This window comes from Vibrio astriarenae (genome assembly GCF_010587385.1).
GTDB lineage: Bacteria > Pseudomonadota > Gammaproteobacteria > Enterobacterales > Vibrionaceae > Vibrio > Vibrio astriarenae.
This window is the reverse complement of sequence record NZ_CP047475.1, coordinates 2172197-2184839: the sequence shown is the minus strand read 5'-3', so window position 1 is coordinate 2184839 and position 12643 is coordinate 2172197. Positions and strand designations below refer to the sequence as shown.

At 46.9% G+C, this 12643-nt stretch carries 12 protein-coding genes; 10 read left to right on the top strand and 2 right to left on the bottom strand.

The window, feature by feature from the left end:
* Positions 1-82: 82 nt before the first annotated feature.
* From moaB to udp, 7 genes are all read left to right on the top strand, one after another.
* Entirely contained in the window at positions 83-595 is a 513-nt protein-coding gene (moaB, locus tag GT360_RS10195; protein ID WP_164648763.1) for a molybdenum cofactor biosynthesis protein B, read from the top strand.
* An 11-nt stretch (positions 596-606) separates the two neighbouring features.
* Positions 607-1086, top strand: a complete 480-nt coding sequence (moaC, locus tag GT360_RS10190) for a cyclic pyranopterin monophosphate synthase MoaC (protein WP_164648762.1) — start codon at positions 607-609, stop codon at positions 1084-1086.
* A complete protein-coding gene (gene moaD / locus GT360_RS10185) occupies positions 1083-1328 on the top strand; it encodes a molybdopterin synthase sulfur carrier subunit (RefSeq protein ID WP_164648761.1) in 246 nt (81 codons plus the stop codon). The genes moaC and moaD overlap by 4 nt, the downstream gene beginning before the upstream one ends.
* Before the next feature lie 9 nt (positions 1329-1337).
* Positions 1338-1793 (top strand): molybdopterin synthase catalytic subunit MoaE, encoded by a 456-nt coding sequence (gene moaE / locus GT360_RS10180; RefSeq protein WP_164648760.1) that lies wholly within the window; start codon positions 1338-1340, stop codon positions 1791-1793.
* A 264-nt stretch (positions 1794-2057) separates the two neighbouring features.
* Complete coding sequence (locus GT360_RS10175) at positions 2058-2474, top strand: CBS domain-containing protein (protein WP_164648759.1); 417 nt, start codon at positions 2058-2060, stop codon at positions 2472-2474.
* 71 nt (positions 2475-2545) lie between these two features.
* Complete coding sequence (locus GT360_RS10170; RefSeq protein ID WP_164648758.1) at positions 2546-3991, top strand: MATE family efflux transporter; 1446 nt, start codon at positions 2546-2548, stop codon at positions 3989-3991.
* A gap of 261 nt (positions 3992-4252) precedes the next feature.
* Entirely contained in the window at positions 4253-5014 is a 762-nt protein-coding gene (gene udp, locus GT360_RS10165) for a uridine phosphorylase (RefSeq protein WP_164648757.1), read from the top strand.
* A gap of 147 nt (positions 5015-5161) precedes the next feature.
* Here udp and GT360_RS10160 read toward each other — a convergent pair whose 3' ends face one another.
* Entirely contained in the window at positions 5162-5989 is an 828-nt protein-coding gene (locus tag GT360_RS10160; RefSeq protein ID WP_164648756.1) for a hypothetical protein, read from the bottom strand.
* Positions 5990-6216: 227 nt separating this feature from the next.
* Complete coding sequence (metG, locus tag GT360_RS10155) at positions 6217-8268, bottom strand: methionine--tRNA ligase (RefSeq protein ID WP_164648755.1); 2052 nt, start codon at positions 8266-8268, stop codon at positions 6217-6219.
* Positions 8269-8460: 192 nt separating this feature from the next.
* On the opposite strand from metG, the gene apbC reads away from it, so the two are divergent.
* The 3 genes from apbC to GT360_RS10140 all read left to right on the top strand — a co-directional run bounded on the left by apbC (position 8461) and on the right by GT360_RS10140 (position 12555).
* Positions 8461-9531, top strand: coding sequence for an iron-sulfur cluster carrier protein ApbC (gene apbC, locus GT360_RS10150; protein ID WP_164648754.1), 1071 nt, complete (start codon positions 8461-8463; stop codon positions 9529-9531).
* A gap of 192 nt (positions 9532-9723) precedes the next feature.
* On the top strand, positions 9724-10365 hold the full coding sequence (udk, locus tag GT360_RS10145; RefSeq protein ID WP_164648753.1) for a uridine kinase: 642 nt from the start codon (positions 9724-9726) through the stop codon (positions 10363-10365).
* A gap of 108 nt (positions 10366-10473) precedes the next feature.
* The gene (locus GT360_RS10140; protein WP_164648752.1) at positions 10474-12555 is read left to right on the top strand and encodes an AsmA family protein; all 2082 of its coding nucleotides are present in this window, start codon (positions 10474-10476) and stop codon (positions 12553-12555) included.
* The last annotated feature ends 88 nt before the right edge of the window (positions 12556-12643 follow it).

Here is a 12643-nt window from a genome sequence, read left to right as displayed (position 1 = left end):
CCAATTCCAACTGAGATTTCATGATCTTCGACGTTTTGTCGAGGATCACTGACGATAAGAATACTAAGACATAGGTAAAGTTATGGGACACGCAGAGAGCAAATTCCAGCCAGCAAAAATTGCTGTTTTAACAGTTTCTGATACGCGAACAGAAGAAAATGACACATCGGGTCGCTTCCTAGTAGAGAATGCGCAGGACGCTGGCCATCAGGTGGTTGAAAAGCAAATTGTTATTGATGATATGTACAAAATACGCGCGGTTGTGTCTCAGTGGATTGCTGATGACAACGTGCAAGCCATCATGATCACAGGCGGTACTGGATTTACTTCTCGCGATAGCACTCCAGAAGCACTAAAACCGCTATTCGATAAAGAGGTTGAGGGCTTTGGTGAGCTATTCCGTATGGTGTCATACGAAGAGATCGGCACATCAACAATTCAATCTCGCGCTGTGGCGGGTTTTGCTAACCATACGGTTATTTTTGCCATGCCGGGTTCAACGGGTGCTTGCCGTACTGGCTGGACGAAGATCATCAAGCAGCAATTGGACGCCAGTCATCGCCCGTGTAACTTTATGCCTCACCTTTCAGTTTAAGGGCTCAAACAATGACAGATTTTACTCATATCAATGCCAGTGGTGAGGCGAACATGGTCGATGTCTCTGCCAAAGCTGAAACGGTACGTGAGGCGCGAGCTGAAGCTTTTGTGCACATGGCGCCGGAAACGCTTGAACTGATTGTATCAGGACAGCACCACAAAGGGGATGTGTTCGCGACGGCCCGCATCGCGGGCATCCAAGCAGCAAAGAAGACTTGGGACCTCATCCCTTTATGTCACCCACTACTGTTATCAAAAGTTGAAGTACAGCTTGAGGCAATAGAAGCGGATAACTGTGTGCGCATCGAGTCGGTGTGTAAGCTGGCAGGTAAAACAGGTGTTGAGATGGAAGCGCTGACGGCAGCTTCGGTAGCAGCGCTAACGATTTACGATATGTGTAAAGCGGTACAGAAAGATATGGTGATTAGCCAAGTTCGTTTATTAGAAAAAACAGGCGGCAAATCGGGCCACTTTAGGGCGGAATCATGATTAAAGTTCTTTTCTTTGCGCAAACACGCGAGCTGATTGGTCAAGATGAGTTAGAGCTTGAGTCAACATTTGACTCGGTGGAAGCCTTGCGTGCTGCTTTGGCTGAGCGAGGTGATAAATGGGCACTGGCGCTGGACTCGGGTAAGCTTCTAGCCGCAGTGAATCAATCGATAGTGCCTTTAAATACTGCACTGAATGAAGGGGATGAAGTGGCTTTCTTCCCTCCTGTTACAGGTGGTTAAGGCGGCATAATGGATAAACGAATTTCAGTGCAAGCAGCAGACTTTTCTGTCGGTGACGAATATCAAGCCCTGGCACAAGGCACGGCTGCAGGGGCGGTGGTGACATTTGTCGGTAAGGTGCGCGATATGAATTTGGGCGACGAAGTAACAGGTTTGTCTCTTGAGCACTACCCTGGGATGACAGAAAAAGCGTTGGCGGAGATCTGTGATCAAGCCGAGCAGCGCTGGCCACTATTGGATATTCGCGTGATCCATCGAGTAGGGGATCTGGATATAGGCGATCAGATTGTTTTTGTCGGCGTATCGAGTGCCCACCGAGACGCCGCTTTTGAGGCGTGCGAGTTTGTTATGGACTACCTGAAAACGAAAGCGCCTTTTTGGAAAAAGGAACGTACTTCGGAGTCGACGCGTTGGGTTGAATCTCGTGATTCAGATGCCAAAGCCGCTGAGCGTTGGCATAAGTAGTTTATCCTCATCCATCTTACTCATTATCAAAAGAGTCGCGCAAGCGGCTCTTTTTATTGGTGGCGTTCCTCAACTCCTTTCTGCATATACGTTTTCGAGCCTATTGGATTTAGCTATCAATAAAATTACCAATTTCGATTTAGCAAAATCAAGAAATTAGGCAACAATTAAGTTAAAGGGATATACCTACCAAAGGACGTGTATTCCACAATCAGCAACGAAAGTTGCGAGTTAGGTATATCGGCAGAATAGCGAGGAACGAAGATGCAATCACTAAAAGTAAGAGACTACATGACACTGCAAGCAGTCACCTTTACTGCGGACATGTCGTTGAGTGCTGCGCTAGATAAAGTATTAACATCGGATTACCTGGGTGGCCCCGTTCTTGATGAGAATAAAGAGGTTATTGGTTTCCTATCGGGACAAGACTTGTTAGAGAAGCTGATCAAAGTGAGTTATATGTGCCAGGAGACCCACACCGTTGGGGACTGTATGTACAAAGAGGTTCTGTCAGTCTCTCCTGAAACTTCGGTGATTGAGCTAGCTGATATGATGAAAGTCGGTAAACCGAAAGTTTACCCCGTCATTGAAAATGGCAAGCTCGTAGGGATCATTACTCGACGCCATGTTCTTAATGCCATCGCTAAAAACATCGACCTATGTTTCAAAAACCCCGTTTAACAAACAGATCAGTATAAATAAGGCGCCATCTTGGCGCCTTTGTCGTCTTCAACTGCTAGAAAGAGGTTGCCATGGAGCAAGAGGGTAAATTCACGCAAGGATCCACCATGAAGCATATCTTGGTGATGTCCGGAGCTGGCTCAATCGGCTTGATGGCACTGTTTGTCGTCGACCTCGTGGATATGCTGTTTATCAGTATGCTAGGACAAGATGAGCTTGCAGCCGCAGTGGGCTTTGCTGGAACATTGGTCTTCTTTTCAACTTCAATTTCGATCGGAACCTCGATCGCAATGGGGGCGTTGGTCTCCAAATCTTTAGGCGCAAAACGACACCTTGAAGCGCAACGAATCAGTATCAGTACTATGATGACAGCGCTGCTCATTGGCTGTACTGTCAGCGTCATAGTGTATATTTTTATACCAGAGTTGCTCAGTCTCATTGGGGCAAAAGGCTATGCGGCTGAAAGAGCAGAAGCCTATTTGAGGATTTTGATTCCTAGCGGGCCTCTCGTCGCAGTCGGCATGGCGGCGGGTGCAGGCCTGCGCGCTGCAGGTGATGCAAAACGTTCAATGTGGGCAACACTCGCGGGTGGGATTGTGAATGCTATTCTCGACCCGATCTTTATCTTTGCCTTTGAGATGAATGTGGAAGGCGCTGCTTGGGCATCGGTCATCGCCAGGTTCACGGTGTTCTACTTCTCTGTCACTCCTTTGGTTCGGGTGCATAATTTGGTGGCCATGCCCTCCATTGTTCATTGGCTTGGACACAGCAAAGCGATCTTTGCGATTGCTCTACCAGCCATTCTTACCAATATTGCAACGCCGTTTGGCAACGCAATCGTAACGTCCGCAATTGCGCAGTTTGGTGAGGACTACGTAGCCGGTTTTGCGGTCATTGGTCGACTAACCCCTGTGTGCTTCGCGGTCATATTTGCTCTGTCTGGCGCTGTAGGCCCAATTATTGGCCAAAACTATGGGGCGGAGCGTTATGACCGAGTCGAAGATACCCTGAAAAACTCATTGTTCGTGACGACCATCTATACCATTGTGGTTTGTTTTTTACTCTATTTCTTACAAGACTATGTGGTCGCAATATTTAGCTTGCAGGGTGATGCCGCATTAATCGTGACCGCATTTTGCACCTACGTTGCTATTAGCTTTATCTTCAACGGCACGTTGTTTGTGGCCAATACTTCTTTCAATAACCTGGGTAAGCCTTTGTACTCCACAGCCCTCAATTTGGGTAAGGCAACACTAGGGACAATCCCTTTCGTTTATCTCGGCGCGGATATGTTTGGTGCGCTCGGGGTGATGTATGGTCAAGCGGTAGGTACTCTGTTATTTGGCCTGATTGCACTGGTTGTGTTGCGTAAACACATCAGTGATATCGCGAAAGGCCACGAGCCAGAAATGGAGGAAGACGTACCGGCGACCTGTGTCAATACTCAACCATTTTGCACACACGATGCTTTGGTGATTGATGATGCAAGCTTGGTAACAGATGAAGCGACTAAATAGCATAGGTCGGGTATTTGTCTTAGACCATTCATTTAAAGGTCGTTCAATCAACGGTATAGATGCGATTTCTATAACAATTCTATGTAACGTGGGCTCTAAAGTACGCCAATAAATGTGATGCAAATCGATTAACTGTGTAACTTGCACTAATGGTGTTCATATTGTTGTGAGATTGATCACCAAACATAACTCTGGGGTTGGTTACATTGAGTTGTACCCGATAATTACATTTTGAGCGAAAACGCCAACCAAGGAGCCCCCATGACACAAGCCGTATTTCATTTAGGTGTGACCGAAACAGACCTCGCTGGTGCGACATTGGCCATTATTCCAGGTGACCCTGCTCGAGTTGAAAAAATTGCTGATCAGATGGAAAATCCGGTCTTCCTCGCGAGCCATCGCGAATACACACTTTATCGCGCAGAACTCGACGGCAAGCCAGTGGTTGTGTGCTCGACAGGTATTGGTGGCCCATCGACATCGATTGCGGTTGAAGAATTAGCACAGCTTGGTGTACGCACTTTCTTGCGAGTGGGCACAACGGGTGCTATTCAGCCTCACGTTCACGTTGGCGATATGATTGTTTCAACAGGCTCAGTCCGTCTTGATGGCGCGAGTCTCCATTTTGCACCAATGGAATTCCCAGCCGTTGCCGATTTTGACGTGGCAACCGCGATGAAAGCCGCAGTGGAAGAGAGTGGAGCACCTGTACACATGGGTGTAACAGCTTCAAGTGATACTTTCTACCCTGGTCAAGAACGTTACGACACCTTCTCTGGTCGTGTGGTTAAGCGCTTCCAAGGTTCGATGAAAGAGTGGCAAGATATGGGTGTGCTGAACTTCGAGATGGAATCGGCGACGCTGTTGACAATGTGTGCGAGCTCGGGCTTGAAAGCGGGCTGTGTTGCTGGTGTTATTATCAATCGTACTCAAAAAGAGATCCCCGATCACGACACGCTAAAAGAGACCGAAGCGCGTTCGATTAAAGTTGTGGTAGAGGCGGCGCGTAAGATGCTAGCGTAACACGAATGAAAAGTTCCCCTCCTCCCTGGAGGCTTTCAGAGGAGGGGAAAAACGGAGTCCCCACTGCTGGTGGGCATTTCAAGTAACTATGTTCTAATAACCGTGTTCTCAATAGCTGTGTTCATGTTCTCCTTTCTAATCATCGTTTTATGCTCTTAATGACTCAGCTGTGACGGGCGGTAGGTCATCAAGTGGTTGATACAGGTCTTCTGCAAAAGTTTTTAACATGTCGTCATAGACGTCTGAAATTGCAAGAGAGACTTCACTACTCAGTGAATACAAATTATTGGTATTGCTAAAATCGGCATAGCCTTCACTCACCTCATTTAGCCTGTTCAGTGCAATCACACACTGTGGTGTATTAATCACTTTGCGGTTAATCACCGATAGGCGATTCATTTTGTTTAAAATGCTGCCACAGTAATAGCGAATGCGCTCCTCACTATGGCCGATATCTGACTCTTGAATAGAGATGCGCAGCTGGGTAAGTGATTCCATTGAATCTAAAATCGCTTGCCAATTTTGGTGATACTCTTCGTAGAGATCGTCTCGTCCTGCTTGGGCAAGCCACGCTAACACCACATCATCCAACAGATACATACAGTGGCGAATCACTTTGCCATGCATCATTTGATTCTTGGCAATACTCTGCTCGCTCCACTGATTGATCATCGCTTTGACTTTGATTTCTAATACGCGGTAGAGAGGCTTGTTCTCGAACTTAGCAATGGTGACTAGGTGTTGAACAATGTCCATCAATTGACTCTCAACACGAGTGAGAACCTCTTCATCAAGGCGGTGATGAACCTTGGCATGATGAGTGAGGCTACGGTGCTGTCGGCAGAGACTCAATACCGTGCGCAGATCCATCACGAGTTGGTATTTACGCTCGAAACCAGAATTGTGCTGCTTAGAGTAAAACAGCAGCAATGCAATGATGCTGATAGAAACGAATATAGAGATGGCCACAATCATAGTGTTCTCCTCTGTGTGGAATAACACTTTAGAGTTAGCAGAAGCCGTGCCATATAATTTTTTATATTAAAATCAATAATTTAATATTTTGTGGATGGCAGAGTGCACAGACATGGTGCGATGGTGCGGGATTTTGGTTAGTTTTATCGTAAAGTTTGCTCGACTTTGAGCATAAAAAAGGCTGATACCCAGTGAGTATCAGCCTTAAAGACTCTGTTTACGCTCGATTACATCACGCGCATGCCAGGCTGTGCGCCTTCGTGCGGCTCAAGAATCCAAAGGTCACTGCCGCCAGGGCCAGCGGCTAGGATCATGCCTTCAGACATACCGAACTTCATTTTACGTGGTTTCAGGTTGGCTACCATCACCGTTAGCTTGCCTTCTAGTTCTTCAGGTTTGTAAGCGGACTTAATACCTGAGAAGACTTGGCGAGTCTCACCACCGATATCTAACTGGAATTTCAGTAGCTTGTTGGCTTTTGGCACTTCCTCACACGAGATAATGCGAGCGATACGCATGTCAACAGCAGCAAACGCATCAAACTCAATCTCATCAGCGATTGGGTCTTTGCTTAGCTCTGTCTCTGTTTTCCCCGCTTCTGCCTTCTCTTTAGCCGCTTGCTCTGCTGCTGCATCTTCTTTTGATGCTTCAATCATTGCTTCCACCTTCTTAGGGTCGATACGGTTAAATAGCGCTTTAAACTTAGTGATCTCGTGACCCGTCAGTGGTGCAGCGATGCCTTCCCATGTTAGTTCTTCGTTCAGGAAAGCTTCAGTGCGTGCTGCAAGAGCTGGCATCACTGGTTTTAGGTAAGTCATCAGGACGCGGAACAGGTTGATGCCCACAGAGCAGATATCTTGTAGCTCTTGGTCTTTGCCTTCTTCCTTTGCAACAACCCATGGTGCTTTTTCATCAACGTATTGGTTCGCTTTATCAGCCAGTGCCGTAATTTCACGGATAGCACGACCAAATTCACGTGTTTCGTAAAGTTCAGCAATACGATCAGCCGCAGCAACGAACTCGTTGTACAGCTCTGGCTCAGCAAAGTTTGCTGACAGTTGACCTTCAAAACGCTTAGTGATGAAACCCGCGTTACGTGAAGCTAGGTTAACAATCTTGTTTACAACGTCAGCGTTTACGCGCTGTGTAAAGTCTTCAAGGTTCAGATCTAGGTCATCAATACGACTGTTCAGCTTAGCGGCGTAGTAGTAGCGTAGACACTCAGGATCTAAGTGATCTAGGTATGTCGCTGCTTTAATGAACGTGCCTTTAGACTTAGACATTTTCGCGCCATTTACCGTTACGTAACCGTGTACGAAAACGTTGTTTGGTTTGCGGAAACCTGCGCCTTCAAGCATGGCTGGCCAGAATAGTGAGTGGAAGTACACAATGTCTTTACCGATGAAGTGGTAGAGTTCTGTTGTGCTGTCTTTTTTCCAGTACTCATCGAAGTCTAGGCCTTCGGTTTTGTCACATAGGTTCTTAAATGAAGCCATGTAACCAACCGGTGCGTCTAGCCAAACGTAGAAGAATTTATCTTTCTCGCCTGGGATTTCAAAACCAAAGTAAGGTGCGTCTCGTGAGATATCCCACTGCTGTAGACCTGACTCAAACCACTCCTGCATTTTGTTTGCGGTTTCAGATTGAAGTGAGCCAGAGCGGGTCCACTCTTTTAACATGCTCTCAAACTGAGGCAAGTCAAAGAAGAAGTGCTCAGAGTCTTTCATTACAGGGGTTGCGCCAGAGACGGCTGACTGCGGGTTGATCAGCTCCGTTGGGCTGTAGGTTGCACCACAGTTGTCACAGTTATCACCGTATTGGTCTTCAGACTTACAGTTTGGACAGGTACCTTTTACGAAACGGTCCGGCAGGAACATCTCTTTCTCTGGGTCAAATAGCTGAGAAATAGTACGGCTAGAAATGAAGCCGTTCTTTTTCAGCTCAAGGTAGATGTGAGAAGCCAGCTCGCGGTTCTCTTCTGAGTGTGTGCTGTGGTAGTTATCGAAGCTAATATCAAAGCCAGCGAAGTCTTTTTGGTGTTCTTCACTTACTGCCGCGATCATCTCTTCTGGCGTGATACCCATCTGTTGTGCTTTCAGCATGATAGGCGTGCCGTGTGCATCGTCAGCACAGATAAAGTTTACAGTGTTGCCACGCAGGCGTTGGTAACGGACCCAGATATCCGCTTGGATATGCTCAAGCATATGACCAAGGTGGATAGAACCGTTAGCGTACGGAAGGGCACAAGTTACCAGCAATTGTCTCGGATCAGTCGCCATACTTATTAATTCGCTTCTAGTGATAGGTATAAAAATTGATGCAACATATTACCTCATGACGCCTCATACGCCAAGGCGTCAAGCTTGGAAGTCCCTAACTTTTGTCCTGAAAAGAAACAATAAGACCTTCAGATAATTATGGTTATGTAACGACGGTATCACTGCTAGTATTAAGCGTAACAAGGAGGCCAAATGCGTCAGATCTCATCTCTTAGTGATTTTCGGCAGCTGCTTGAGCAGTTCGAACATCCACATCTCATCTCAGGATGGGCGAAACACCCAGGACTTATTACCGCTAAGCCGGATGGCGTGATACAGGTAAATGTTCCTTTTGCCTCGCACACATTAGTGCATCAATTATCCGATTGGATTTCCGCCCAACATCAGCACTATCAGTTACCAGCGGTTGAAGTCGTCTTAGCGCCTAAGGCGCTCGAGACCCAATCTCAGGCAATCAAGGGCGTTAAAAACGTCATTGCCGTGACATCAGCGAAAGGGGGAGTGGGTAAGTCGACGACTGCTGTTAACCTTGCTCTCTCCATAGCGCAAACTGGGGCCAAAGTCGGCATACTCGATGCGGATATCTATGGCCCTTCGATTCCATTGATGATGGGAACACTTGAGGCGAAATTGCAGGTTCGAGATAACAAGTGGATGCAACCGATTACCGCGCATCATGTGGCGACCCAATCTATTGGTTACCTGGTCGCTCAGGATGAAGCAGCTATCTGGCGTGGCCCAATGGCGTCAAAAGCGCTCGCCCAGATGGTCAATGAAACGGAATGGCGAGAGTTGGACTACCTCGTGCTGGATATGCCGCCGGGTACGGGGGATATTCAGTTAACCCTTTCGCAGCAGATTCCAGTAACAGGAGCCATTATCGTTACAACACCACAAGATCTTGCGCTTGCCGATGCACGCAAAGGCGCAGCGATGTTCGACAAGGTTGATGTGCCCGTTGTTGGGCTAGTAGAGAACATGAGCTACCACATTTGCAGTCATTGTGGGCACCATGAAGCGATATTTGGCACCGGAGGCGCAGAGCGTATGGCGCAAGATTATCAGCTATCCGTGCTTGCTCAGGTGCCGCTGCATATTGGGGTTCGTGAGGACATTGACCAAGGAGAACCGACGGTAGTTCGACGTCCAGAAAGTCAGCATGCTGAAATCTATGCTCAACTCGCCGATTCCGTATGCAGCAAACTGTTTTGGCAGGGTAAAACTAGACCAGAGTCGATAGCCTTTACTATGCTTGATAGTTAAGACGAGGTTAAAAGTTCAGGGAGAATACTCAATCTGTTGAGTAATTTCTCCCTCCGTTTCACGACATATCGCGACAAACTTAAACTCAATTACAGTTTATCGTGATGAAGTTCACATAAGTGCTGGCAACGAGTCGTGTCAACGCCTATAATCTGCCGGTTTTCCTCAGTCCATCATCATCGGGTGCACATAATGTCTGATAATAATCAATGCGTAATCGTCGGTATCGCAGGTGCTTCTGCATCGGGTAAGAGTCTGATTGCTAGCACGATCTACAACGAACTACGTGAAAAAGTGGGTGATCACCAAATTGGTGTAATAACAGAGGATTGTTATTACAATGATCAAAGCCACTTGAGCATGGAAGAGCGCGTTAAAACTAACTATGACCACCCGAAAGCGCTTGATCACGATCTACTATGTGAGCACCTAGAAAAGCTAGTCAGCGGCGAAGCGGTTGAAGTGCCAGAGTACAGCTACTCTGAGCATACACGTACAGAAAATACCAGCACGATGACACCAAAAAAAGTGATCATCCTAGAAGGTATTTTGCTATTAACAGACCCACGTCTACGTGACCTTATGCACGCTTCAGTATTTATGGATACACCACTAGATATCTGTCTTCTGCGCCGCGTGAAGCGTGATGTAGAAGAACGTGGGCGCACGATGGAGTCGGTATTAGAGCAGTACCAGCAAACCGTTCGTCCGATGTTTATGCGCTTCATCGAGCCTTCAAAACAGTACGCAGACATCATCGTACCTCGTGGCGGTAAAAACCGTATCGCTATCGACGTACTAAAAGCGCACATTGCTAAGTTGCTAAAAGCTTAGTTTTGCGTAATGCTTAGGGCATATAAGCCCGTAGAGACAAGTCTCTAATAGTAAAAAAGAAAGTGGCGCTTAGGCGCCACTTTTTTCGTTCTAGCAAGGACTCAGCTAATGAAAAAACTCTTTATCGCCCTCGGTGTGATTGTGGTCGTCTTGATTGGTGCCGTGATTGCTCTGGTGACTCTCGTCAATCCGAACCAATTTAAGCCTCTTATTGTTGAGCAAATTCAGAAAAATACTGGCTATGAGCTGGTCATTGAAGGTGATCTCGGCTGGACATTCTTCCCATCGGTGGGCCTGTCTATTGGGCGTACTGAGCTGAAAAACCCTGCGGGCTTTAGCGAGCCAAACTTGTTTGCCGTTGATCGTGTGGGCGTTGAGGTTTCAGTGATGCCGCTGCTCGACCGAAAGTTAGAAATAGGTAATATTTTACTCGATGGTGCCAAGGTGAATATTGAGCGCTTGAAAGAGGGTAGCACCAACCTTGATCAGTTAACTCAAAAGGGAACTTCGTCAGCTGAAAAGCCTCAAACTCAGTCAACCGATACACAAGCCAGTGAGCAGTCTGCACAAGACTGGGCTATTTCACTAGCAGGTTTGACGATCTCTAATGCCTCACTGTCTATTAATGATCAACAACAGCAGCAAGTGACACAACTGCAGGATGTTAACGTCACCCTGTCTCAGTTTGATTTTGAACAGTGGGCAACACTTCAAGCGAATGTTCAAGGCAGCAACAACCAACAAGTTTTTGCGGCTGACTTAGCTTTAGAGTTTTTGTTAGGCAAAGACTTTGCCCGCTATGAGTTGAGAAACATTGTGCTTGATGCCTCTTTTAGTGACGAAGTGAATAAGCTAGAAAGAGCATCCCTTAAGCTCGATCGTTTCGCTTTTGATGAGGCGAATACGCTCTCCTTCGAGGTGGCTGGGCAGTTCGCCGAGCTTGGGTTAAAGACCTCAGGAAACGCCGAAGTTATCGTCGATAAAGCCATCGAGACGATGTCGATTGACTCATTGACAGTTGCGACCACATTAGAGGGAAGCTCGCTTCCAGTATCACCGCTTGAATCTAATCTTGCTGCTGATATCAGCTATCAAGTATCGAAGGGTCACTTAGATTTTGTACTCGAAAGTTTCAAAGCACTGGATACGGAGTTAGACGGTAAGCTTGCCGTCACATTGGATGAAATTGCTAAGGTTCGTTTCAGTTTGCACAGCCCGAATATCGACGTTGACTCTCTGTTGGCGAAAATGGCGCCCGAACAGCAAGGCAAAGGTGAGGGCTCAACATCTGAAGATGCTCAATCTTCGAAGTCAGCTAAAGAACAAGAGCCGGATTTAAGTGTGTTGAAAACTCTCGATGTTCAGGGTGATGTGGCCATTGATAAGCTGAAAGCGAATAACGTAAAGTTAGATAGCGTTAAGACGGAGCTCAAGGTGAATCGTGGTGTTGCCGAAATTACGTCGTTGAGTGCAAACCTATATGAAGGGTCAATTGCGGCCAATGCGCGTTTAGACGCGAATAAAGCGCCAGCAAGTTACACCACGAAAGCCGCGGTTAAAGGTGTAAAAGTGCTTCCGCTACTGGTGGATGCGGCTGACGTTGACCTCCTTGAAGGTACGGGCAATATTGATATGGACCTGAAAGGAAAAAGCCTAACGCCGACCGGGATCAAGCAAAACCTGGCAGGTACAGTGAAGATTAACTTTGCCGATGGGGCCGTGCACGGCATTAACGTTGCACAGTTGATTCGTGAAAACTACGCCAAGTTTACGGGTAAAAAAATTGATGGTGTCGATGGCCCGCAAAAGACTGACTTCTCAGCGATGACGGCGACGTTAAAAATGAATAAAGGCGTTGTTACTACCAATGACCTTGCCGCTCAATCGCCACTGTTGCGTGTGCGCGGAGAAGGGCAGGCTAATTACTTGAAAGAGACGATGGATATGACCATCAGTACATCGGTTGTTGGCTCTTTGAAAGGTCAGGGCGGTTCGGATATCGATGAGCTTAAAGATGTGACGATTCCTGTCCGTATCCACGGTTCTTGGGCGCAGCCACAGTTTGCACTGGTTTTTGATGACTTACTGAAAGAGAAAGCGCAGAAAGAGATCAATCGTGGGCTTGATAAAATTAAGGATGAAAAAACACGCAAAGCTGTCGATGGCCTGCTAAAAGGGTTATTCAACTAGTCATAGATATTCAAACAAGTTCAACGAGAGTCGCTTGATTGACGCTCTCGCTGAACTTATTCGCAGATTACTTATCTTAGTTTGTTCA